Genomic DNA, 23,577 nt, shown 5'->3' with positions numbered 1-23,577 from the left:
GCTTGAAGCTTGAAGCTTGCAACTCGAGGATTAACCATGGCTTTAGCCAAACGCATAATTCCCTGCCTCGATGTCGACAACGGCCGGGTGGTCAAGGGCGTCAAGTTCGAGAACATCCGTGACGCCGGCGACCCGGTGGAAATCGCCCGTCGCTACGATGAGCAGGGCGCGGACGAGATTACCTTTCTCGACATCACTGCCAGCGTCGATGGCCGTGACACCACGCTGCATACCGTCGAACGCATGGCCAGCCAGGTGTTCATCCCGCTGACCGTCGGCGGTGGCGTGCGTACCGTGCAGGACATCCGCAACCTGCTCAACGCCGGTGCGGACAAGGTCTCGATCAACACCGCGGCGGTGTTCAACCCCGAGTTCGTCGGCGAAGCGGCGCAGCATTTCGGCTCGCAGTGCATCGTCGTCGCCATCGATGCTAAGAAGGTGTCCGGGCCGGGCGAAACCCCGCGCTGGGAGATCTTCACCCACGGCGGGCGTAAGCCTACCGGGCTGGACGCGGTGGAGTGGGCGAAGAAGATGGAAGGCCTGGGCGCCGGCGAAATCCTGCTGACGAGCATGGACCAGGACGGCATGAAGAACGGCTTCGACCTGGGTGTGACCCGCGCCATCAGCGACGCCCTGGGCATTCCGGTGATCGCCTCGGGCGGTGTCGGCAACCTGCAACACTTGGCCGACGGCATCCTCGAAGGCCACGCCAGCGCGGTGCTGGCGGCGAGCATCTTCCACTTCGGCGAGTACACCGTGCCCGAGGCCAAGGCCTACATGGCACACCGCGGTATCGTCGTAAGATAGCCACTGGACAGCATGGCGGGCTCGCGGCACTCTGGAGCACGCCATGGATTCCGGTAGCCCGTCATGTTCAAACGTCTTCTTCTTGTTCTTGCCAGCGCTTCGGTTCTCTTCGCCGCAAGCGCTCGCGCAGCGCAAACGCCGGACACCTCCCTGGTGCTGCTGACGGAAAACTTCCCCCCCTACAACATGGCCAGGAACGGCAAGAACTTCGCCCAGGGCGAGAATATCAACGGCATCGCCGTGGATATCGTCCGCGAAATGTTCAAGCGCGCCGGGATCAACTACAGCCTGACCCTGCGCTTTCCCTGGGAGCGCATCTACAAGCTCGCCCTGGAGCAGCCGGGGTATGGCGTGTTTGTCACGGCGCGGCTGCCGGACCGGGAGCCGCTGTTCAAATGGGTCGGCCCCATCGGCCCGGATGACTGGATCCTGCTGGCCCGGGACGACAGCAAGATCGCCCTGCAATCCCTGGAGCAGGCGCGCAAATACCGGATCGGCGCCTACAAGGGCGACGCCATCGCCGAGACCCTGGCCAAGCAAGGGCTCAAGCCGCAGGTGGTGCTGAAGGACCAGGACAACGCCAGGAAGCTGGTCGGCGGCCAGATCGATCTATGGGCCACCGGCGACCCCGCCGGGCGTTACCTGGCCAGGCAGGAAGGCGTGACCGGGCTCAAGACCGTGCTGCGCTTCCACAGCGCCCAGCTGTACCTGGCGCTGAACAAAGAAGTGCCGGACGAGACCGTCGCCCGGCTGCAGGCCGCGCTGGATCAGCTGCGCGAGGAAGGCGTGGTGGAAGAGATCATGGGCCGCTACCTGTAGGCAGACGCAGCTGAATATCGCGGGCAAGCCTCGCTCCTACGGATTCAGGTCGTTTGCGGTAATTGCGTCTGGCACGGCTCCTGTAGGAGCGAGGCTTGCCCGCGATGCATTCGAACGTCCGCCGCCAATCCTCAGCGGTAAACCCCATCCTTGCCGTGCCCGGACATCGCCCTGTTGCTGCGCACGCTGATCATCAACTCGATATCGATCCAGTCGATGCCCTGGGCCTTGAGCCTGGGCAGTTCGCGTTCGAGCACGGCCAGGGTCTGCGGGTAGGGATGGCCGATCATCACCGCCGAACCCTGCTTGCGCGCCAGGTCGATCGCGGTCTGCAACTGGTGGCCGATGGCGGCTTCGGTGCGTTCGTCGTCGAGGAACACATCGCGGGACACACTGGCCAGGCCGATCTTCTGCGCTTCGGCGGCGGCCACGGTCTTGGCGCTGGTGCGGCTGTCGACAAAGAACTTGTGGCGGCGCTGCAACTCGGCCATCAGCCAGGCCATGGCCTGGGGCTGGGAGGTCATGCGGCTGCCCATGTGGTTGTTGATGCCGCTGGTGTAGGGCACGGCCTTGAAGGCGGCATTGAGGCGTCTTTCCAGCTCTTCGATGGGCAGCTCGGGGTGCCAGGCGAAGGGGCCGGTGGCCGGATCCATGGGCATGTGCAGGATGACGATCTTGCCGGCGCGATGGGCTTCGCGGGCGAATTCGGCGGCGTGGGGCGTGTCGGGCATGATCGCCGTGGTCACCGGGCCGGGCAGGGCGAGTACGCGGCGATCGCGGGGCAGGTTCTGCCCGAGATCGTCGATGATCAGGCTCAGGTAGGCCTTGCGCGCAGCGGGCTCGGCGGCCTGGGTCGAGGTGAAGGCGAGAAGGCACAGAAGCCCGATCATGAGCCTCCACGACAACCGTGGGTGGGGTTGGCGTTGGTTGGTCAGGATTTGAAGCATAAGGTTCGGGTAAGGCCTTGGCGGGGTGTGGCGATCATGATGACGCCATCGCGAGCAAGCTTCGCTCCTACAGAGGAGGCGGCGGGCTTGCTCGCGATGGGTTCCATCACTTGCTGCGGGTGATGCTCAAGCCCTTGAGCAGGCTGAGGGCCTGGGCCAGCTGGTAGTCGTCGTCCTGCGGCATCGGCTTGGGCTTGCTGCCGGAAGCGGTCGGCTTGTCGGCGCCGCCGTTGCCATTGCCCAGGTGACCTTGCAGGTCGGCTTCCTTGAAGTACTCGTTGTCCTGCGCCTCGTTGGTGATCTTGGCGCGGCGCACCTCGATGTCCGGCACGATGCCCTGGGCCTGGATCGAGCGGCCGTTCGGGGTGAAGTACAGCGCGGTGGTGATCTTCAGCGCACGGTCGTTGTTCAGCGGCAGCACGGTTTGCACCGAGCCCTTGCCGAAGCTGGTGGTGCCCATCAGCACCGCGCGTTTCTGGTCCTGCAGGGCGCCGGCGACGATCTCCGAAGCCGAGGCGCTGCCACCGTTGATCAGCACCACCATCGGTACCGCTTCGCTTTCGTCCTTGCCAGTGGCGGAGAAGCGCAGCTCGGAGTTGGCGATGCGGCCCTTGGTGTAGACGATCAGGCCCTTGGTGATGAAGTGGTCGACCACTTCCACCGCCGACTGCAGCACGCCGCCCGGGTTGTTGCGCAGGTCGAGGATGATGCCGTTGAGCTTCTTGCCGTTGTCCTTGCGCAGCTTGGCCAGGGCCTTGGACACTTCCTCGCCGGTCTTGACCTGGAACTGGGTGATGCGGATGTAGCCGTAGCCCGACTCCAGCAGCTGGCTCTTCACGCTCTTCACCTGGATGGTAGCGCGGGCCAGGGTCACGTCGAACGGCGCACCGCCGTCGCGGACCAGGGTCAGGGTGATTTTCTGGCCGATCTTGCCGCGCATCTTGTCCACGGCTTCGGTCATGCTCTGGCCACGGGTCGGCTGGCCGTTGATCTTGACGATCAGGTCGCCGGCCTGGATGCCGGCCTTGGACGCCGGGGTGTCGTCGATCGGCGACACCACCTTGATGATGCCGTCCTCGGCGCCGACTTCGATGCCCAGGCCGCCGAATTCGCCGCTGGTACTTTCCTGCAGCTCGGCGAAGTCTTCAGGGCCCAGGTAGGCCGAATGCGGGTCGAGGTTGCTGAGCATGCCCTTGATGGCGTTTTCCAGCAGGGTCTTGTCGTCGACGGGTTCGACATAGGCGGCCTTGATCCGGTCCATGACCTCGGCGAAGGTGCGCAGCTCTTCGAGCGGCAATGGCGCCTTGGTGGTCGTGGCGGCTGTCGATTGAGCGGTTTCGGCGGCAAACGCCAGGGGCGCACCGATCACCAGAGCGATCGTCAGGGCCAGCGAGGTGAGGCGGGACAAATGCAGCATGTCGAACGAACTCCTGAATGAGATGGCGCGCTTATCCTTGCGCGCGGCACCATTGTGCCGGGTCGCTTGGGCGACCCTGCTGGCGAATAGCGAAGTACAGTGCAGGCGCGCCCTGGCCGCCACTGCTACCCACAGTGGAGATGGACTCGCCGGCCTTGACCACATCGCCTGCTTCTTTAAGCAGCGTCTGGTTGTGTCCGTAGAGGCTCAAGTAGCCGTTGCCATGGTCGAGGATCACCAGCAGGCCGGCGCCGCGCAACCAGTCGGCGAACACGACGCGGCCGCCGTGGACGGCATGCACCTGGCTGCCGGCCGAGGCGCTGATCATCACCCCGTCCCACTTGGTCCGGGCATCGTCGCCGCGGCTTTCGCCGAAGCGCGCCAGCAGTCGACCATCAACCGGCCATGGAAGTTTTCCCCGGGATGAAGCAAAAGGGCCTCCATAGGAGGCGCCTGCGCTGGAAACCAAGGGGCCGGGCGCCGCTCGGGGCGGCTTGCGCGGGCTGTCGTCGGCACTGGCCTGGGCCTCACGCAAACGCTTTTTTTCGGCTTCCTGCTGGGCGATCAGCGCTTTCTGTCGCGCTTGCTCTGCCTCGCGGGCCTGGCGGGCCAGGGTTTCCTCGATGGTTTTCAGCACCTTGCCCAGGTCGGCCTGGTCCTGTTCGCGGGCCTTGAGCTTGTCGCCACGGGCCTTCACGTCGTCATTGAGCTTGGCCAGGGCCACCTGGCGTTCCTTGCGGACCTTGTCGAGCTCTTCGCGCTGGGTGTCGAGGCTGCTTTTCTGCACCAGCAGCTGGGCTTGCTGCAGGGAGATTTCCTTTTCGACATTGGCCAGCTGGCGCAGGGTCTCGTTGAAATTCTTCAGCTGCTCCAGACGGGCCTGGCTCAGGTAGTCGTAATAGGTCAGGGTGCGGGCGAATTTTTCCGGGTTCTGCTGGTTGAGCAGCAGCTTGAGGTACTCCTGACGGCCGTTCTGGTAGGCCGCGCGGGCCTGGATGGCGATCAGTCGTTGCTGTTCAATGCGCGCGCTCTGGAGTTTTTTTTTCTCCTCATCGAGACGCTGCAGCTCGGATTCGCTTTTCTTCAGCTCTTTCTGCAGGGCATCGACCTGCTTTTCCAGCTTGCCCATCTCGGTTTCGGTGCCGCGCAGGTCTTTCTGCACGCCGGACTTTTCTTCCTGCAGCTTGCCCAGCAGCTTTTTCAGCTCGGCAATGTCCTGACGCGTGGCGTCCAACTGCTGTTGGGTTTGCGCGCGCTCGTCGGCGAAGGCCGGTTGGAGCAGGCAGATCAGAGCTAGGGTAATCAGGGCGCGAAGCATAGAGGCGGGCGACACCAGGGAAAGGGACGGCCTAGTATGCCCGCCCCTCGCTGCAAAAAAAACGCCTCAAAGCCAACTGCTTTGAGGCGTTCGTCATAAAAAGCCGTTTCCGGCCCATTATTCGGACTGTTTGATATCAGACCAGTATCGAAGTGCCAGTCATTTCCGCAGGCTGCGGCAGGCCCAGCAACTTGAGCATGGTCGGCGCCACGTCAGCCAGGACTCCGCCTTCGCGGACCTTCAGGTTGCGCTTGCCAACATAGATGAACGGCACCGGCTCGCTGGTGTGGGCGGTGTGGGCCTGGCCGGTGGCGGCGTCGGACATCTGCTCGACGTTGCCGTGGTCGGCGGTGATCAGGGCTTCGCCGCCGACCTTTTCCAGGGCGTCGACGATCCGGCCGACGCACAGGTCCAGGCATTCAACGGCCTTGACCGCCGCGTCGAACACGCCGCTGTGGCCGACCATGTCGCCGTTGGCGTAGTTGACCACGATCACGTCGTAGCGCTGGTTTTCGATGGCGTCGACGATCCGGTCGGTGACTTCCGGCGCACTCATTTCCGGCTGCAGGTCGTAGGTGGCGACTTTCGGCGACGGGATCAGGATGCGTTCTTCGCCCGGGAACGGCTCTTCGCGGCCACCGGAGAAGAAAAAGGTCACGTGGGCGTATTTCTCGGTTTCGGCGATGCGCAGCTGGGTCTTGCCGTTTTTCGCCAGGTAATCGCCCAGCACGTTTTCCAGGCTGCCCGGGGCAAAGGCCGAAGGGGCCGGAATGCTCGCCGCGTATTGGGTCAGCATGACGAAGCCGGCCAGTTTCGGCTGGCGGGCGCGCTCGAACTCCTTGAAACCGTCCTCGACGAACACCCGGCTCAGCTCGCGGGCGCGGTCGGCGCGGAAGTTCATGAACACCACGGCGTCGCCGTCTTCGACCTTCACCGGCTCGCCGAGGGTGGTGGCCTTGACGAATTCGTCGCTCTCGCCACGCTCGTAGGCGGCCTGCAGGCCTTCCTGGGCGGTGGCGGCGTTGAATTCGCCCTTGCCGTCGACGATCAGGTTGTAGGCCTGGGCCACGCGGTCCCAGCGATTGTCGCGGTCCATGGCGAAGTAGCGGCCGATCAGGCTGGCGATACGGCCCTTGCCCAGGGTCTTGAAGGTTTCATCCAGCAGTTCGATCGACGAGGCGGCGCTTTTCGGCGGGGTGTCGCGGCCGTCGAGGAAGGCGTGCAGGTAGATCTTCTCGGCGCCACGCTTGAAGGCCAGTTCGGCCATCGCCACCAGGTGGTCCTGGTGGCTGTGCACGCCACCGTCGGACAGCAGGCCGAGGATGTGCACGGCCTTGTCGGCGGCCACGGCTTTATCCACGGCGGCGCAGATGGTCGGGTTTTCGAAGAACTCGCCATCGCGGATGGCTTTGGTGACACGGGTGAAATCCTGGTACACCACGCGGCCGGCGCCGAGGTTCATGTGGCCGACTTCGGAGTTGCCCATCTGGCCGTCCGGCAGGCCGACATCCATGCCCGAACCCGAGATCAGGCCATTCGGCACGCTGGCGTACAGGCGGTCGAGGACCGGCTTCTTGGCCGCATAGATAGCGTTGGATTCGTGGCTCTCGCTGTGACCGAAGCCATCCAGAATCATCAGGACCAAAGGTTTAGGCGTGGTAGTCATAGATTCCACTCGTGGCTGGATTGGGAGAATGTTGGAAAAAGGGAGTGGCAGTTTAAAGCGAAGTTCCGGTGGCGTCACCGCCGGGCGGGGTTTGGCCGACCCGGAGGGCTGTGTATACTGGCCGACATTTTAACGCCCTGGAACCTCCTTGATGGTTGCTCACCTGATTCAATTCGCCACTGAACACTACTTGCTCGTCGGCGCCTTCGTCATCTTGCTGGCTCTGTTGATCGCTCACGAGTTGAGCCGCGGTGGCCGCAGCCTCAGCACCCGTGAACTGACCGCGCTGGTCAACAGCGAGCAGGGCGTGGTGATCGATATCCGTCCGTCCAAGGACTTCGCCGCGGGCCATATCGTCGGCGCGTTGAACATCCCTCAAGACAAACTGGCCGCCCGCGTGGGCGAGCTGGAAAAGCACAAGGCCAAGACCATCATTCTGGTCGACGCCCTGGGTCAGCACGCCGGCACCCACGCTCGCGAGCTGATGAAGTCCGGCTTCACCGCCGCCAAGCTGTCCGGTGGCGTTGGCAGCTGGAAAGCCGACAACCTGCCGCTGGTGAAGTGATATGGCCGCCGTCGTCGTCTATTCCAGCGATTACTGCCCCTACTGCTCGCGGGCCAAGTACCTGCTCGAGAACAAAGGCGTAGCCTTCGAAGAGATCAAGGTCGACGGCAAGCCGCAGGTTCGCGCCGAAATGGCCCAGAAGGCCGGGCGCACGTCCGTGCCGCAGATCTGGATCGGCAACACCCATGTGGGCGGTTGTGACGATTTGTTCGCCCTGGAGCGCGCCGGCAAGCTCGACGCACTGCTCGCGGCCTGACTGCCCCCCCAAGATCAGCAAACCCTACATGACCCCGAGATCAAGAAGGATCTGAGATGACTGACCAACAGAACACCGCTGCGACCGAAGACGAATCCGCACCGCAATTCTCGCTGCAGCGTATCTATGTGCGTGACCTGTCTTTCGAAGCTCCGAAAAGCCCGGCGATCTTCCGCCAGCAGTGGGAGCCGAGCGTCGGCCTGGACCTGAACACCCGCCAGAAGGCGTTGGAAGAAGGTTTCCACGAAGTCGTGCTGACCCTGTCGGTCACCGTGAAGAATGGTGAAGAAGTAGCGTTCATCGCCGAAGTGCAACAGGCCGGTATCTTCCTGATCAAGAACCTGGACGACGCTTCGATGAGCCACACCCTGGGCGCGTTCTGCCCGAACATCCTGTTCCCGTACGCTCGCGAAGCGCTGGACAGCCTGGTGACCCGCGGTTCGTTCCCGGCCCTGATGCTGGCTCCGGTGAACTTCGACGCGCTGTACGCACAAGAGCTGCAACGCCTGCAGGCAGCTGGTGAAGGCACTGTTCAATAAGCTGCTGGGTTCCATGAAAAAAGCGCCGTTTCAGGCGCTTTTTTCATGTTCGGGCCCAAGGTTTCGAGACTGATGTCGATACCGGCGCCGAACCTGTAGCCGCTGCCGAAGGCTGCGATCACCGCCGAAGGAGGCGCAAGGCCTTGAGAACGCTGAAGGCCTTCGGCCTTATCGCAGCCTGCGGCAGCGGCTACAGGGAGTGGCGCGGAAGTGGGTGGCTTATTTGAACCCCAGCTGGCGCCAGGCTTCGTAGACGGCCACCGCCACGGTGTTGGACAGGTTCAGGCTGCGGCAGCCTTCACGCATGGGCAGGCGCAGGCGTTGTTCGGCGGGCAGGGCGTCCAGCACTTCGGCGGGCAGGCCGCGGCTTTCCGGGCCGAACAGGAAGGCGTCGCCCTCGGCGAAGCTGGCGTCGTGGAACGGTCGCGAGCCCTTGGTGGTGAAGGCGAACAGGCGCGGATGGCCTAGGCTTTCAAGACAGCTGGCGAGGTCGGCATGGCGCTGCAAGGTGGCATATTCGTGGTAGTCGAGGCCGGCCCGGCGCAGGCGCTTGTCGTCCATTTCGAAACCCAGTGGCTCGATCAAATGCAGGTGGCAGCCGCTATTGGCGCACAGCCTGATTACGTTGCCGGTATTCGGCGGAATTTCTGGTTGAAAAAGGATGACGTGAAACATGCACGGCTCCGAAGAAAAAGACAGGCCGCATTCTACGCCTGAAGCGGACGTCAGGCCGAAGCTAATGCTGCGGGTGTTCGGCTCGCTGGCGATCTTTGGCGTGATGGTGGGGCTGATGATCGGTCGCCTGACCACTCCGGACCCTACCGAGTTGCAGGAAGTGCAGGTCCAGCCCAATGCCCTGGTGGTGTGGTTCAACAACGAGCCCAAGGTCCATGGCGAGCACATCGACGGGGCAGTGGCGCTGCTGTTCGAAGCCGAGGGGCGAGCGCAGAAGGGCCAGTTGAAGATCAACGACAAGGATGCCAACTGGCGGGTGCGGGCGGCTGAGGAAGGCTTGCTGCTGAACGTGGTCGCCGCGCGGGCGCTGCACGGCGAGTGGTCGGGCAGCGAGGTCGACGGGCGCTGGCGCCTGGAGCTCCAGCTGCGCGAGGAATAAAAGAGGGGATTCCCGGCCTGCCTGTACCAAGGTCCCCAAAAGCGTGAGGGCGGGGCGCTGATTGCGCCGGGCCCGGTGTAAAGAGGGGAAGCCCCGGCCTGCCTGTACCAAGGTTCCCAAAAGCGTGAGGGCCGCGCTGATCGCGCTGGGCCCGGTGTAAAGAGGGAATCCCCGGCCTGCCTGTACCAAGGTTCCCGAAACGGGTAGGGCTCGTCGCTGTGAGCGTGATGAGCCCGGGTGTTAAAGAGGGAATCCCTGGCCTGCCTGTACCAAGGTTCCCGAAACGGGTGGGGCTCGTCGCTGAGAGCGTGATGAGCCCGGGGTTAAAGAGAGAATCCCTGGCCTGCCTGTACCAGGGTTCCCCAAACCGGCTGGAACCCGTCGCTGCGAGCGGTAGGGGTTCCGGGTGTAAAGAAGGGGATTCTCGGCCTGCCTGTACCAAGGTCCCCAAAACGGGTGAGTGACTGCACTCGTGATCTTGTCTTTGCAGGGGGCGTGCCAATTCTGGCTTAAACGGTTAAGCGAATTTTCAAGAAATGCTGAAAGCCCCGGTTTACGGGGCTTTCGTCGTTCTGTGGATTTGTTCTTGCCGGAAATATCGACGGCGTCGGAGCTGAAACTCCATGCCCGGCCACGCATTCCGGCAGTGCAGGCTCACCATTGCGGTGCACAAAAAGCATCGCGGGCAAGCCTCGCTCCTACAGAAGCCGTGTCGGGCGCAATTGCCGCAAACGACCTGAATCTGTAGGAGCGAGGCTTGCCCGCGATTGGCTCTGCCATTCGACACAGCACGAATGCCTTGCACTGTAGCCGCTGCCGAAGGCTGCGATCGCGACCGAAGGGCGCGCAGGATCTCAAGATCGCTGAAGGCCTTCGGCCTTATCGCAGCCTGCGGCAGCGGCTACAGGCTCACAGCGGCTCAGCCCTCGTCGCTGTCGTCGTCATCCCCGCCGTCGACCTTCATCCCCAACTCCTTGATCTTGCGCGTCAGGGTGTTGCGGCCCCAGCCCAGCAGCACGGCGGCGTCGCGACGGCGGCCGGCGGTGTGCTTGAGGGCGGTCTCGATCATGATCCGCTCGAAGCTCGGCACCGCGCTGTCCAGCAGGCTCGACTGGCCGCGAGCCAGGGCCTGGTCGGCCCACTGGCGCAGGGCCTGCTCCCAGTTGGTCACCGGCGCCGAATCCTGCGGCAGGCTCAGCAGCTCCGGCGGCAGGTCGCTGATATGCACCTCGCGACCCGAAGCCATCACGGTGATCCAGCGGCAGGTGTTCTCCAGCTGGCGCACGTTGCCGGGCCACGGCAGGTTCTTCAGGTATTCCTCGGTCTCGCTTTTCAGCAGCTTGGGCTCGACGGCCAGCTCCTGGGCGGCGCGGCTGAGGAAGTGCTTGGCCAGGGTCGGGATGTCTTCGCGACGGTCCGACAGGCGCGGAATATGGATGCGGATCACGTTCAGGCGGTGGAACAGGTCTTCGCGGAACTTGCCGGCGTGCACCAGGGTTTCCAGGTTCTGGTGGGTCGCGGCGATGATGCGCACGTCGACCTTGACCGGCGTATGCCCGCCGACCCGGTAGAACTCGCCGTCGGCCAGCACCCGCAGCAGGCGGGTCTGGGTGTCGGCCGGCATGTCGCCGATCTCGTCGAGGAACAGCGTGCCGCCGTCGGCCTGCTCGAAGCGCCCACGCCGCAGGTTAGCGGCGCCGGTAAACGCGCCTTTTTCATGGCCGAACAGCTCGGATTCCATCAGGTCCTTGGGGATCGCCGCCATGTTCAGCGCGATGAACGGCGAAGCCGCCCGCGGGCTGTGGCGGTGCAGGGCGTGGGCCACCAGCTCTTTACCGGTACCGGACTCACCGTTGATCAGCACGGTGATGTTGGAATGGCTGAGGCGACCGATGGCGCGGAACACCTCCTGCATCGCTGGCGCTTCGCCGATGATCTCCGGAGTGCGGGCCAGCGCGGGGATCACCTCCAGGCCTTGCTGTTCCTGGGCATGCTGGTTGGCGCGCTTGACCAGCGACACCGCTTCGTCGACATCGAACGGCTTGGGCAGGTACTCGAAGGCGCCGCCCTGATAGGAAGCGACAGCGCTGTCCAGGTCGGAGTGCGCGGTCATGATGATCACCGGCAGGCGCGGATGTTGCTCGCGGATCCGCGCCAGCAGGTCCAGGCCACTGGCGCCGGGCATGCGGATGTCGGAGATGATCACGTCCGGCTGCTGGCGGGCCAGGCGACTCATCACACCATCGGCGCTATCGAAGCTCTGGGTGGTCATGCCTTCCTGTTGCAAGGCTTTCTCCAGAACCCAACGGATAGAACGGTCGTCATCGACGATCCACACGGTTTCACTACGGCTCATGTCGATGGGGCTCCTTGTTCCAGTGGCAGAAAGATCGAGAACGTGGTGTGGCCGGGATGGCTGTCACACTCGATCAGGCCCTGGTGCTGGCTGATGATGTTCTGGGTAATGGCCAGGCCCAGCCCGGTACCGTCCGGACGGCCGCTGACCATGGGGAAGAAGATGGTTTCCTGGAGTTCCGCGGGGATCCCCGGGCCGTTGTCGATGATCTCGATCTTGGTCACCAGGCGGTGGCGCACGTGGCCGATGGTGAACTGGCGCATGGTGCGGGTACGCAGGCAGATGCGGCCCAGGCGCAGCTCGTTCTGGCTGCTGATGGCCTGCATCGCGTTGCGCACGATGTTGAGCACCGCCTGGATCATCTGTTCGCGGTCGATCAACACATCGGGAATGCTCGGGTCGTAGTCGCGCACCAGGGTGATGCAGCCCTGGCTTTCGGCTTCCACCAGGCTGCTCACGCGCTCCAGCACTTCGTGCACGTTGCACATGGCCAGCGACGGCAGCTTGTTGGAGCCGAGCATGCGGTCCACCAGGTTACGCAGGCGGTCGGCCTCTTCGATGATGACGTTGGTGTAGTCCTTGAGGTTCTCGTCCGGCAGTTCGCGGGCCAGCAACTGGGCGGCGCCGCGAATCCCGCCGAGGGGGTTCTTGATCTCGTGGGCCAGGCCGCGCACCAGCATCTTGCTGGTTTCCTGCTTGGACAGCTGGGCCTCTTCCTTGGTGATCCGCAGCAGGCGGTCACGGGGATGGACTTCGAGCAACAGCAGGGTGTCGCCATTGCTCAGGATCGGCGTCACGGCGTAGTCCACGGTCAGGGTCTGGCCGGTCAGCGCGGTGAGCATGGCTTCGCGCTTGGTGAACGGATGCGCCTGTTCCACCGCCTGGCGCAGGGAGCTCAGGGCTTCGGCCGATTCGGTGAACAGTTCGCTGATGAATTGCCCATGGCTGCGCTGGCCACTGATGGCCAACAACATCTCCGCCGCCGGGTTCATGTACTCAAGGCGCAGGTCGGCGTTGAGCAGGATGGTCGCGGTGGTCAGGTTGTCGAGTAGCAAGCGGTGCAGTTGATCGCTGATGGTCATGGGTAAATGTTGACCTCTTTTGAAACAAGGCAATCCCGGGCCGGCCCAGGATTGCGCGCGCGAATAAGGCGCTGGTATCGAGAAAATGCAAAAACCAAACCAAGGCTCCGAAAAGAAGCGCTCGAGCCCTGAAACAGACGTTTAAAGTTCTCTTTCGCAGCGTTTTGCCGGCTGCGCTGGGTACTTTCGAACCAAAATGGGCTGCGGATGGATGAAGGTGCAGTTTGATGCACCAATATAGTGCGATTTATCCGAGGCTGCGCTAAAGAATGGCCAGCGGCACGCCGGGCCGAAAATTTTCGGCGCACGTAAAAAGGCCCGCTTGCTGCGGGCCTGGAAGAATGCGGCGGATGGCATCTCAGTGGGCGGGCTGGGCGTCCTTGTCGATACTCGGTTGCAGCGTCGCGGGACCCTCGATCAGCGGCGTGACTCGGGGCTCCCGGGCCAGTTCGTCGGCGTCCGCCTGCTCGGCGGTGGACAGGTCGGCGGCGTTGTGGCCGATGCGCTTGAGCAGCAGGAGCATGCACACCAGGGAGACCAGGGCATAGCAGGCGGAGGCGATGGCCACGCCGACAATGCTTAACGATGGCGCGGCGGTGTGGTTGCTCGGCAGCCGCGAGATCGGCATGGAGCATGGGGTCGTGCCCATGGCGCGAATCCTCTCATCGGCCTCGGTCAGCCTGTGCGTGGCCATGGTGATCGAGCGCGCCTGAGGCGGAGCTACTGCTCGGCGTTGTTTCACGCCGGGCGCAAAGTGGGGGCACCGTTGGCGAATCAACGCCTGATTTGCGGCGGCATCCGCTGCGGCGCTGCTCTACAGTGCACAGACATTCCCTCTGGTGCTGGAGACGGCCATGGACAACGCCCCCTTGCTGTTCCAACTGCCCGATGACGACACCCTGTACCGCGCCTTGCTCGAACGCGACCCGGCCTATGACGGGTTCGCTTTCGTCGGGGTCAAGAGCACGGGCGTGTTCTGTCGGCTGACCTGCGCGGCGCGCAAGCCCAAGCGCGAAAACACGGTGTTCTTCAGCTCGATCAAGGCCTGTGTCGAGGCCGGTTTTCGCGCCTGCCTGCGCTGCCGTCCGCTGGAGCAGACAGGTGCCCAGGAGCCCTTGGTCAAACAGCTGCTGGCCTTGCTGGAACACAATGCCGACAAGCGCTGGTATGAAGGCGACCTGATCGAGCTCGGCTTCGACCCTTCCACGGTGCGCCGGGCCTTCAAGCGCCACTTCGGCGTGACCTTCCTGGAAATGGCCCGGCTGCGGCGGATCGGCGAGGGCATGCAGCAACTGGCGGGCGGCGCCAGCGTGATCGATGCGCAGATCAGCGCCAGTTTCGATTCCGACAGCGGCTTTCGCAGTGCCTTCACCCGGCTGCTCGGCCAACCACCGTCGAACCTGCGCGGCCGCGAACTGCTCAAGGCCGACTGGCTGCAAACCCCGATCGGCGTGATGCTGGCGGTGGCCGATGCGCAGGCCCTGCATCTGCTGGAGTTCTTCGACCGCCCGGCATTGGCCACTGAGCTGAAGCGCCTGCAAGAGCACACCGGCTCGACCATCGGTTTTGGGCGTTTTGCCCCCATCGACCAGATCGAGAGCGAATTGCGGCGATTTTTCGCCGGGGAGTCGGCGAGCTTTGCCACGCCGCTGGCGCTGAATGCTTCGGCCTTTACCCGCACGGTGTGGCAGGCACTCAGGGCCATTCCTCCAGGCGTTACCCGCAGTTACGCCGAGGTGGCGGGCAGCATCGGTTCGGCCTCCGCCGTGCGGGCCGTGGCCCGGGCCAATGGCGCCAATCAGATCGCCATCGTGATTGCCTGTCACCGGGTGATAGGTTCCGACGGTTCGCTCACCGGTTATGGCGGCGGGCTGTGGCGCAAACGCTGGTTGCTTGAGCATGAGCGGCGCCTGTATTCGCAGATTCAGACGCGACAACACCTCAGGGCCGATGAACCCGTTGCAGGGTGAAGGTCAGTTGCGGGCTTTGCTGCACCACCCGCTCGCCATCGAGTACTTGCACCGCCAGGCGGTGCTCGCCGCGATCGATGTTCACCAGTTGCAAGCTCGGTACGTTGCCGGGCTGACCGTAAGGCTGGTCGTCCAGCAGCAGGCGCAGGCGATGCTCGTTGAGCAGGGGCGGTTGCAGGCGCACCTCGACCTCGAAAGTGCCGTTATTGGCGCGCACCACGCCGCCATCCGCTACGCCGCTCAGCTCCAGGGTGGTGTAGGCCGGTGCGCGGGTGGGTGGCGCCTGTGTTGGTTCGACGCCGGGCGGTGTGAGCGGCCTGGGCGCCTCGATGCGGTTCAGCGGCGCCAGCTCGACGGCCTGGCCGGGCACGCCGGCCGGCGGCTGGTCGCTGTAGGCGGTGTTGCCGTGGGCATCGGTGTAGCGGTAGATCTGCGCAGCGGCCGGCAGGGCGGCCAGCAACAGCAGGTAGAGACAGTGCACACGCATGGCGGCTTTCCTGGGCGCTGGGGTTGGCGGCTTCAAGGGTGAAAGTGCCTCCAGCATAGAGCCGCAGACCGTGCCCGGGTTCGCCACTTCAACCTTTGAACACACAAAGCTCGGCGGTGGCACGGATCAGCGCTAGTTGACGCAGTGGTGCCCGATCACCTTCGTGGGTGGCCTGGGCCAGCCATTGTGGGCACTGTGGGTCGTTACGGTGGGGGCTGAAATCGGCCAGTTGCTGCAGCAGGCGTTTTTGTAACCGATCAAGTTGCGGGCGGATCTGTCCCACCAGGTCCGGGCGCGGCGCGTCCGGTGCCTGGCCTTGCAAGGTCCACTCGGACAGATGGGCGTACTGCACCAGCTTGTTGGCCTCGATCTGCGCGGCGAAGAACTGTTCCACCGCCGCGCCGTCGAGCTTGTAGGCCGGCGCCTGGGCCACCGCGCCGGCAATCACCTCACGCTCGCGCGGGCGGTCTTCCACCGGCTTGTGGCTGTCCCATTTGCTCAGGGCCACCTGGTCGGCGATGGCCAGGCGTTCTTCGATGCTGGCCAACAGAGGGCTGAGGGTGGCAGGGGCGGCACAGGCATTGCCGGCCAGCAACAGGGTCAACAGGGCAAGGCAGAATCGCGAAGTCATGGGCAGTCTCGGCTTCTTGGGGACAAGTCGGCGGCCATGATGCACGCAAAACCGCAGTGCCTGGCAAGCGTCGGGCACAAGATGGATCATTGGCCGGCCGCGGCGGTCGCGGGCGCCCCGCAATCGGTCGGGCTGGAAGACAGTCGCTTGCCGCTTTCGTCATAGATGATCCGGCAGGCGCTCAAGCCGTTGTCGATCAGCTCGCGGCTCTTGACCACGCCGTTGCGGTGATAGCACAGCTGTTCGCCGGTCAGTTGGCCGTCGGACTCATGACTTTTCACCTGTTGCTGGTTGATGGTCATCCAGGTGAAACCCACCGAGTTTTTCTGGCACTCGACCTGCCCATTGTCGTAGTAGGTGCGCTGAGTGATCTGGTCATTGTCGCCGATGATCTTCTCGCGGATCTTTTGGCCTGTTTCATAGTTGTACTCGATGGAGCCTTGGGGGCTGCCAAAGAGAAAGTCCGTTTCCCAGGACAGCTTTCCGTGGGTGAACCGCCGTTGTTTTCCACAGCGTTCGACGGTTGAACCGCGCTTGTCGAAGCGGCACCAGTTGGCTTCTTCATAAAGCACTTCGTCCTGATCGTATTGTTTCATCAGGCCGACAAAGCGCCCTCCCTCGAAGCGTCCGACCGTGGCCGGCGTACCGTCGCTCAGGAAGGTCAGGTGAGGGCCTTCGTAGCGATCGTTGTGCCAGGAAATATCGCTGATCAGCTTGCCGTCTTCGCTGTAACCCAGTGAGCGGCCTTCCCGTTTGCCATTCTCATATTGCTGCGAGTACTGCAGGTTGCCGCTGGGGCTATAGCCTTCGCGGGTACCGGACAGCACATCTGCCTTGTAATGCTCGATCAGGACCAGCACGCCGTTGGCGTCGGTTTCGCGCAACTCACCGTCTTTTTTATCGGCGACGAAGTTCACGCTCTGGTTATGGCCCTTGTCTGTCTTGAGTATCCACGGGCCGCTTTTCAGGCCGTTCTCGAAGCTGCCGCGACCTGCTTGGGTCACCCATGGCCCTTCGCGTTTGTCGTTGCGGTAGCTGCCGCTCTCCGTGGAGCCGTCCACCCGCTCTTCGCTCGGACCGTCGAGCACACCCTGGACATAGGTCTGGAAGCCGGTGACAGCGGATTCGCCTCCTTCGTCGTAGGACAGCACCCAGCGTCCCTCACGCAGATCGTCCCGATACTCGCCGGTAGCGGTTTGCCAGCCGTAGGACTCAGTCCACTGGCCTTGGCGTTTGCCATCGACAAAACGGCCGTGGGTCCAGCCATCGTCTGGGTTGGAAAAACTCCATTCGCCGGTGCGTTGGCCGCGGGCATAGGCACCCTGGGCGATGACGGCACCGCCGAAACTGGAGTACTCCACGTAGGCCCCGTCCTCACTGCCAGTGAAGCGCTGCGGCTCGGTCTCCCAGGCGATGTGGCTGGCCCGGTAGTTGTACAGCAGGGGCTCGCCCTCCAGCGCAGGCGCTTCGCCGCGCCAGTAGGTGGCGGTGAGAAAGCGTCCGTCCTTTTCGGCGAAGGTCTTTTTGTAGCGGTACTGGTCGGCTCCGGGCGGATTGGCGGTGATGGGCTGCCCGTTAGCGTCGAAATAACCCACCAGGGTGCCGGCCGAATGGTCGAGCTGGTCGAATTCGTCGATACCCGAGTCTTCGTAGAAGACGCTGTAGTTCAGTGGCGTCAGCTGGCGCAGGGCCTGTTTCACCGTCGGGGCATCGAGCTTCTTGCGGTCTTTGGCGATGCGCTCCAGGGCGGGCTGCAGTTTCTCCAGGCGCCGGTAGAGGCGGTCGTTTTCGTCATAGCGATAGGCATGCAGGCGGTATTGGCCACGCTGTTTGAACAGCACCAGGCGGGTCAGGGACTCATCATCCAGGGCGATGTTGAACACCGACTCGATGGTGGCATCGCCGAAGTCATCCAGCAGCTGCGGTTGGCCCTCGTCCGGGTCGACCGAGTAATAACCTTTGACGCTGCCGCCCTGCTTGATAAAGGCCAGGGTCGCCTGGCTTTCCGCCAGGCCGGTGATCAGCGGGTGGGCCAGGGATTTGCCGGCATAGAAAGGAGCGGCCTGGGTACTGCCGAACGCCAGGCAGGCGATCAGGCCGAGAGAACGAGTCCACTGCATACGAATCCCTTCGTCGAGGCGCCGGACAGCGGGCGCGAGAGGCGCGGATTATCCATGGATGGCTGGCCTGGGGGAATGCTCCGGGGCGATGGGCGGGCAATAAAAAAGGCCTCCCGAGGGAGGCCTTTTCTTGTCACGCCGCGTGGGGCGGCGCTACCGGATCAGCAGCTGTAGTACAGCTCGTATTCCAGTGGGTGTACGAAGGTACGGACCTTGATTTCTTCTTCGCTTTTCAGGGCGATGTAAGCGTCGATGAAGTCGTCGCTGAAAACGCCGCCTTTGGTCAGGAACGCACGACCTTTGTCCAGCTCTTCCAGGGCTTCTTTCAGGCTGCCGCAAACTTGTGGGATCTCTTTCGCCTCTTCAGGCGGCAGGTCGTACAGGTTTTTGTCAGCGGCGTCGCCAGGGTGGATCTTGTTCTGGATACCGTCCAGGCCGGCCATCAGCAGGGCAGCGAAGGCCAGGTATGGGTTGGCAGCCGGATCCGGGAAGCGTGCTTCGATACGGCGGGCTTTAGGGCTCGACACGTAAGGGATACGGATCGAAGCGGAACGGTTGCGAGCCGAGTAGGCCAGCATTACCGGAGCTTCGAAGCCTGGTACCAGACGCTTGTAGGAGTTGGTCGAAGGGTTGGTGAAACCGTTCAGGGCCTTACCGTGCTTGATGATGCCGCCGATGAAGTACAGGGCGGTGTCGGACAGGCCGGCATAACCTTCGCCAGCGAAGGTGTTCTTGCCATCCTTGGAGATGGACATGTGCACGTGCATACCCGAGCCGTTGTCGCCGTACAGAGGCTTAGGCATGAAGGTAGCGGTGCGGCCGTAGGCATCGGCCACGTTGTGTACGCAGTACTTCAGGGTCTGAACTTCGTCGCCCTTGTTGACCAGGGTGTTGAACTTCACGCCGATTTCGTTCTGGCCGGCAGTCGCCACTTCGTGGTGGTGAACTTCGATGACCAGGCCCATTTCTTCCATGGCATTACACATGGAGGTACGGATCTCGTGGTCGTGGTCGAACGGAGGAACCGGGAAGTAGCCGCCTTTGACACCTGGACGGTGGCCTTTGTTACCGCCTTCCACGTCCTGGTCGGACATCCACGAGCCTTGCTCGGAGAAGATCTTGAACATGGAGCCGGAGATGTCGGACTTGAACTTCACTTCGTCGAAGATGAAGAACTCAGGCTCTGGGCCTACGAATACGGTGTCGCCGATACCGGTGGACTTCAGGTACTCCTCGGCACGCTTGGCGATGGCGCGTGGGTCGCGATCGTAGCCCTGCATGGTCGAAGGTTCGATGATGTCGCAGACCAGGATCAGGGTCGGCTCTTCGGTGAACGGGTCCAGGACGGCGGTTTCGTCAACCGGCATCAGGATCATGTCGGAGGCTTCGATGCCTTTCCAGCCAGCGATGGAGGAACCGTCGAACATTTTGCCGATTTCGAAGAAATCGTCATCCAGCGCATCACGGGCCGGCATGGTCACGTGGTGCTGAGTGCCTTTGGTGTCAGTGAAGCGCAGATCAATCCATTTGACGTCATGATCTTTGATGAGTTGAACCGACTTCGACATAGTGTCCTCCGGGTGGCTTCGGGCGAGTGTTGGTGTGCCCTTAGAATGTGGGTGATGCCGGCGCAGATACTCTGCCATGGCAACCTGCCTCACAAGGGAGCAAATTGCATGCCAGTGCCCTGAGTTGGGTTTTATGCCCCAAACTCACGCATTCCGGGCGCTATTTGGGCCAGATTGGCAAACTGACGCACCGCAATGTTGCGTTTTTATCTGGCGTCGACCTGTTTTGGTGCACGAAAAACCGAGTGCACATTAATTGGTTAAACCTTGAGCAATTTCCGCTATAATCCGCGCCCCCCTTTTTCGGCTGGCCCAGCGCGCGCTGTTTTCATGAAACTAATCGTTAAAGTTTTCCCGGAAATCACCATCAAGAGCCGCCCGGTACGGACGCGTTTCATCCGTCAGCTGGCCAAGAACATCCGTGCCGTGCTCCGCGATCTGGACCCGGCCGTGGTGGTCAATGGTGTGTGGGACAACCTCGAGCTGGAAACCGCCGTCAGCGAGCCGAAAGCCTTGAAGGAGATGACCGAGCGCCTGAGCTGCATGCCGGGCATCGCGCATTTCCTGCAGGTCGATGAATACCCGCTGGGCGACTTCGACGACATAGTCGCCAAGTGCAAGCAGCACTTTGGCGAGGCCCTGGCGGGGAAAGTTTTCGCTGTGCGTTGCAAGCGCGCCGGCAAGCACGAATTCAGCTCCATGGACGTGGAGAAATACGTCGGCAGCCAGCTGCGTCGGCAGTGCGGCGCCGCCGGGATTTCCCTGAAAGAGCCTGCAATCGAAGTGCGGATGGAAATTCGCGACCAACGGTTGTTCGTGATCCACAGCCAGCACAACAGTATCGGCGGTTATCCGCTGGGCGCCCTGGAACAGACCCTGGTTTTGATGTCCGGCGGTTTCGATTCCACGGTGGCGGCCTACCAGATCATGCGTCGCGGCCTGATGAGCCACTTCTGCTTCTTCAACCTGGGCGGGCGTGCCCACGAATTGGGCGTGATGGAAGTCGCGCACTATATCTGGAAGAAGTACGGCAGCTCCCAGCGCGTGCTGTTCGTCAGCGTGCCGTTCGAGGAAGTGCTCGGCGAAATCCTCGGCAAAGTCGACAACAGTCATATGGGCGTCATTTTGAAGCGTATGATGTTGCGTGCCGCGTCGAGCATCGCCGACCGCCTGCACATCGACGCGCTGGTCACCGGCGAGGCGATTTCCCAGGTGTCGAGCCAGACCCTGCCGAACCTCTCGGTCATCGACTGCGTAACCGACAAGCTGGTGCTGCGCCCGCTGATCGCCAGCCACAAGCAGGACATCATCGACCTGGCCAACGAAATCGGCACCGCCGACTTCGCCAAGCACATGCCGGAGTACTGCGGGGTCATCTCGGTGAACCCCAAGACCCACGCCAAGCGCCATCGCGTGGAGCACGAAGAGAAAGAATTCGACATGGCGGTGCTCGAGCGTGCGATCGAGCGGGCCAAACTGGTGCCGATCGATCGGGTAATCGACGAACTGGGCCAGGATTTGCAGATCGAAGAAGTCAGCGAGGCGCTGGCGGGGCAGATCGTGATCGACATCCGTCATCCGGATGCTCAGGAAGACGACCCGCTGGAGTTGGCTGGCATCGAGATAAAAGCGCTGCCGTTCTATGCATTGAATGCACGCTTCAAGGAACTGGACCCTACTCGCCAGTACCTGCTGTATTGCGACAAAGGCGTCATGAGTCGCCTGCATGCTCACCATCTGCTCAGTGAGGGACATGCCAATGTGCGCGTTTATAGACCGAGCTAAGTGCCCGGGGCTGTTTGCCTGTGGCTTGCGTCACCGGCCCCCCGACGCCACCGTCAAGCTGTAACGGCCTTGCCGGACTCTATTGTTAATCGCTGCCAGCAGTTGTCAGCACACCGAATCCTCTGATCGAGATACACAAGTGATCGAAAATCTACGCAACATCGCCATCATTGCTCACGTTGACCACGGTAAAACCACCCTGGTAGACAAACTCCTGCGTCAATCCGGCACCCTGGAGCGCAACGAGCTCAACGACGAGCGCGTGATGGACTCCAACGACCAGGAAAAAGAGCGCGGTATTACCATCCTGGCCAAAAACACCGCCATCAACTGGAACGGCTACCACATCAACATCGTGGATACCCCGGGCCACGCCGACTTCGGCGGCGAAGTTGAACGCGTAATGTCGATGGTCGACTCCGTTCTGCTGCTGGTCGATGCCCAAGACGGCCCTATGCCGCAAACCCGTTTCGTGACCAAGAAGGCTTTCGAAGCCGGCCTGCGTCCAATCGTGGTAATCAACAAGGTCGACCGTCCAGGCGCGCGTCCTGACTGGGTTCTGGACCAGATCTTCGACCTGTTCGACAACCTGGGTGCCACCGAAGAACAGCTGGACTTCAAAGTCGTCTACGCCTCGGCCCTGAACGGCATTGCCGGTCTGGACCACACCGACATGGCCGAAGACATGACCCCGCTGTACCAGTCGATCGTCGACAACGTTCCGGCTCCAGCCGTTGACCGTGACGGTCCGTTCCAGATGCAGATCTCCGCTCTGGACTACAACAGCTTCCTGGGTGTGATCGGCGTTGGTCGTATCGCTCGCGGTCGCGTCAAGCCGAACACTCCGGTCGTCGCTATCGACACCGAAGGCAAGAAGCGTAACGGCCGTATCCTGAAGCTGATGGGTCACCACGGTCTGCACCGTGTGGACGTTGAAGAAGCCGCTGCCGGCGACATCGTCTGCATCAGCGGTTTCGACGAGCTGTTCATCTCCGACACCCTGTGCGATCCGACCGCTGTCGAAGCGATGAAGCCGCTGACCGTCGACGAGCCGACCGTTTCCATGACCTTCCAGGTCAACGACTCGCCATTCTGCGGTAAAGAAGGCAAGTTCGTGACCAGCCGTAACATCAAGGAACGTCTGGACAAAGAGCTGCTGTACAACGTTGCACTGCGCGTTGAAGAAGGCGACTCGGCCGACAAGTTCAAGGTTTCCGGTCGTGGTGAGCTGCACCTGTCGGTACTGATCGAAACCATGCGTCGCGAAGGTTTCGAAATGGGCGTTGGCCGTCCTGAAGTGATCATCCGTGAAGTCGACGGCGTGAAGCAGGAACCGTTCGAGAACGTCACCATCGACATCCCTGAAGAATCCCAGGGCAAGGTCATGGAAGAAATGGGTCTGCGTAAAGGCGACCTGAGCAACATGGTTCCGGATGGCAAGGGCCGTGTACGCCTGGAATACAACATTCCAGCCCGTGGTCTGATCGGTTTCCGTAACCAGTTCCTGACCCTGACCAACGGTGCAGGCATCCTGACCTCGATCTTCGATCGCTACGCTCCGATGAAGTCCGGCCACATGTCCGGCCGTCAGAACGGCGTACTGGTTTCGGTCGAGACCGGCAAGGCACTGACCTACTCCCTGGAAACCCTGCAGGCGCGCGGCAAGCTGTTCGTCGAGCACGGCCAGGAAATCTACAACGGTCAGATCGTTGGTCTGAACAGCCGTGACAACGACCTGGGCGTGAACCCAACCAAAGGCAAGAAGCTCGACAACATGCGTGCTTCGGGCAAGGACGAAACCATCGCCCTGGTTCCGCCGGTTCGTTTCACCCTGGAACAGGCTCTGGAATTCATCCAGGACGACGAGCTGTGTGAAGTGACTCCTAAGTCCATCCGTCTTCGCAAGAAGATCCTGGACGAAGGCGAGCGTACCCGCGCTGCCAAGAAAGCCAAGAACTGATCTTTTAGTTCAGGCTGAATAAAAACGCCCCCGGTCGAAAGGCCGGGGGCGTTTTTTTTGATCTGCGAAAATGAGCTGATTCCTGTAGCCGCTGCCGAGCGCCAGCGAGGCTGCGATCGGCCGCGTAGCGGTCGTCAAGCGGTGTATCTGAAACTCTGCGGTGGCCCGTA

21 protein-coding genes and 1 pseudogene are annotated in these 23,577 nt (G+C 62.4%); 10 read left to right on the top strand and 12 right to left on the bottom strand.

The features are described 5' to 3' along the window. The first annotated feature begins 36 nt into the window (after positions 1–36). The gene (gene hisF, locus PVZ80_RS17005) at positions 37–807 is read left to right on the top strand and encodes an imidazole glycerol phosphate synthase subunit HisF (RefSeq protein ID WP_007921812.1); all 771 of its coding nucleotides are present in this window, start codon (positions 37–39) and stop codon (positions 805–807) included. A gap of 63 nt (positions 808–870) precedes the next feature. Then, positions 871–1,626 (top strand): substrate-binding periplasmic protein, encoded by a 756-nt coding sequence (locus PVZ80_RS17000; protein WP_009046527.1) that lies wholly within the window; start codon positions 871–873, stop codon positions 1,624–1,626. A gap of 131 nt (positions 1,627–1,757) precedes the next feature. Here PVZ80_RS17000 and PVZ80_RS16995 read toward each other — a convergent pair whose 3' ends face one another. From PVZ80_RS16995 to gpmI, 4 genes are all read right to left on the bottom strand, one after another. Further along, positions 1,758–2,516: a divergent polysaccharide deacetylase family protein gene (locus PVZ80_RS16995; protein ID WP_041985458.1), complete on the bottom strand. Its 759-nt coding sequence runs from the start codon at positions 2,514–2,516 to the stop codon at positions 1,758–1,760. A gap of 163 nt (positions 2,517–2,679) precedes the next feature. Further along, positions 2,680–3,990, bottom strand: coding sequence for a S41 family peptidase (locus PVZ80_RS16990; protein WP_009046529.1), 1,311 nt, complete (start codon positions 3,988–3,990; stop codon positions 2,680–2,682). A 31-nt stretch (positions 3,991–4,021) separates the two neighbouring features. Beyond that, on the bottom strand, positions 4,022–5,308 hold the full coding sequence (locus PVZ80_RS16985; RefSeq protein WP_041985460.1) for a murein hydrolase activator EnvC family protein: 1,287 nt from the start codon (positions 5,306–5,308) through the stop codon (positions 4,022–4,024). 136 nt (positions 5,309–5,444) lie between these two features. Beyond that, positions 5,445–6,974: a 2,3-bisphosphoglycerate-independent phosphoglycerate mutase gene (gpmI, locus tag PVZ80_RS16980; protein WP_198919643.1), complete on the bottom strand. Its 1,530-nt coding sequence runs from the start codon at positions 6,972–6,974 to the stop codon at positions 5,445–5,447. Between the two features lie 151 nt (positions 6,975–7,125). On the opposite strand from gpmI, the gene PVZ80_RS16975 reads away from it, so the two are divergent. Genes PVZ80_RS16975 through secB form a run of 3 tightly spaced genes read left to right on the top strand, consistent with a single transcriptional unit; the run spans position 7,126 to position 8,334 of the window. Next, the gene (locus tag PVZ80_RS16975) at positions 7,126–7,539 is read left to right on the top strand and encodes a rhodanese-like domain-containing protein (protein WP_009046532.1); all 414 of its coding nucleotides are present in this window, start codon (positions 7,126–7,128) and stop codon (positions 7,537–7,539) included. A 1-nt stretch (position 7,540) separates the two neighbouring features. Further along, on the top strand, positions 7,541–7,795 hold the full coding sequence (grxC, locus tag PVZ80_RS16970) for a glutaredoxin 3 (RefSeq protein ID WP_124339496.1): 255 nt from the start codon (positions 7,541–7,543) through the stop codon (positions 7,793–7,795). Positions 7,796–7,851: 56 nt separating this feature from the next. After that, entirely contained in the window at positions 7,852–8,334 is a 483-nt protein-coding gene (gene secB / locus PVZ80_RS16965) for a protein-export chaperone SecB (RefSeq protein ID WP_009046533.1), read from the top strand. A gap of 219 nt (positions 8,335–8,553) precedes the next feature. On the opposite strand, the gene trmL is transcribed toward secB, so the two are convergent. After that, positions 8,554–9,009: a tRNA (uridine(34)/cytosine(34)/5-carboxymethylaminomethyluridine(34)-2'-O)-methyltransferase TrmL gene (gene trmL, locus PVZ80_RS16960; RefSeq protein WP_007930832.1), complete on the bottom strand. Its 456-nt coding sequence runs from the start codon at positions 9,007–9,009 to the stop codon at positions 8,554–8,556. On the opposite strand from trmL, the gene PVZ80_RS16955 reads away from it, so the two are divergent. Further along, positions 9,008–9,448: a hypothetical protein gene (locus PVZ80_RS16955; RefSeq protein ID WP_028683798.1), complete on the top strand. Its 441-nt coding sequence runs from the start codon at positions 9,008–9,010 to the stop codon at positions 9,446–9,448. The genes trmL and PVZ80_RS16955 overlap by 2 nt on opposite strands. 919 nt (positions 9,449–10,367) lie before the next feature. Here PVZ80_RS16955 and ntrC read toward each other — a convergent pair. The 3 genes and pseudogenes from ntrC to PVZ80_RS16940 form a co-directional block, all read right to left on the bottom strand. Beyond that, entirely contained in the window at positions 10,368–11,804 is a 1,437-nt protein-coding gene (ntrC, locus tag PVZ80_RS16950; RefSeq protein WP_007929941.1) for a nitrogen regulation protein NR(I), read from the bottom strand. After that, positions 11,801–12,886 (bottom strand): nitrogen regulation protein NR(II), encoded by a 1,086-nt coding sequence (gene glnL / locus PVZ80_RS16945; RefSeq protein ID WP_009046535.1) that lies wholly within the window; start codon positions 12,884–12,886, stop codon positions 11,801–11,803. Before glnL ends, ntrC begins: the two co-directional genes overlap by 4 nt. Positions 12,887–13,244: 358 nt before the next feature. Then, positions 13,245–13,466: pseudogene (locus PVZ80_RS16940) on the bottom strand (MFS transporter); the annotation flags it as partial. Between PVZ80_RS16940 and PVZ80_RS16935 the strand changes: the two are divergent. Beyond that, the gene (locus tag PVZ80_RS16935; protein ID WP_435307304.1) at positions 13,447–13,599 is read left to right on the top strand and encodes a hypothetical protein; all 153 of its coding nucleotides are present in this window, start codon (positions 13,447–13,449) and stop codon (positions 13,597–13,599) included. The pseudogene PVZ80_RS16940 and the gene PVZ80_RS16935 overlap by 20 nt on opposite strands. A gap of 141 nt (positions 13,600–13,740) precedes the next feature. Continuing rightward, positions 13,741–14,856 (top strand): bifunctional transcriptional activator/DNA repair enzyme AdaA, encoded by a 1,116-nt coding sequence (locus PVZ80_RS16930; protein WP_198919645.1) that lies wholly within the window; start codon positions 13,741–13,743, stop codon positions 14,854–14,856. On the opposite strand, the gene PVZ80_RS16925 is transcribed toward PVZ80_RS16930, so the two are convergent. The 4 genes from PVZ80_RS16925 to glnA form a co-directional block, all read right to left on the bottom strand. Then, on the bottom strand, positions 14,828–15,343 hold the full coding sequence (locus PVZ80_RS16925) for a DUF4124 domain-containing protein (protein WP_101281682.1): 516 nt from the start codon (positions 15,341–15,343) through the stop codon (positions 14,828–14,830). The two genes, PVZ80_RS16930 and PVZ80_RS16925, sit on opposite strands and share 29 nt — an antisense overlap. Positions 15,344–15,431: 88 nt before the next feature. Further along, the gene (locus PVZ80_RS16920) at positions 15,432–15,974 is read right to left on the bottom strand and encodes a chorismate mutase (protein WP_041985467.1); all 543 of its coding nucleotides are present in this window, start codon (positions 15,972–15,974) and stop codon (positions 15,432–15,434) included. A gap of 86 nt (positions 15,975–16,060) precedes the next feature. Beyond that, the gene (locus PVZ80_RS16915; protein ID WP_273864226.1) at positions 16,061–18,094 is read right to left on the bottom strand and encodes a hypothetical protein; all 2,034 of its coding nucleotides are present in this window, start codon (positions 18,092–18,094) and stop codon (positions 16,061–16,063) included. Positions 18,095–18,255: 161 nt separating this feature from the next. Continuing rightward, a complete protein-coding gene (glnA, locus tag PVZ80_RS16910) occupies positions 18,256–19,662 on the bottom strand; it encodes a glutamate--ammonia ligase (protein ID WP_007929953.1) in 1,407 nt (468 codons plus the stop codon). A 330-nt stretch (positions 19,663–19,992) separates the two neighbouring features. Here glnA and thiI point away from each other — a divergent pair, with 330 nt between their 5' ends. Further along, a complete protein-coding gene (gene thiI / locus PVZ80_RS16905) occupies positions 19,993–21,447 on the top strand; it encodes a tRNA uracil 4-sulfurtransferase ThiI (protein WP_016702616.1) in 1,455 nt (484 codons plus the stop codon). Positions 21,448–21,586: 139 nt separating this feature from the next. Next, positions 21,587–23,407, top strand: a complete 1,821-nt coding sequence (gene typA, locus PVZ80_RS16900) for a translational GTPase TypA (protein ID WP_009046549.1) — start codon at positions 21,587–21,589, stop codon at positions 23,405–23,407. Positions 23,408–23,577 lie beyond the last annotated feature (170 nt).

Source organism: Pseudomonas sp. B3G-3 (assembly GCF_028640915.1).
Classification (GTDB): Bacteria; Pseudomonadota; Gammaproteobacteria; order Pseudomonadales; family Pseudomonadaceae; genus Aquipseudomonas; species Aquipseudomonas chlororaphis_I.
The sequence above is the reverse complement of the archived record's forward strand: the minus strand, read 5'-3'. Positions and strand labels throughout refer to the sequence as shown.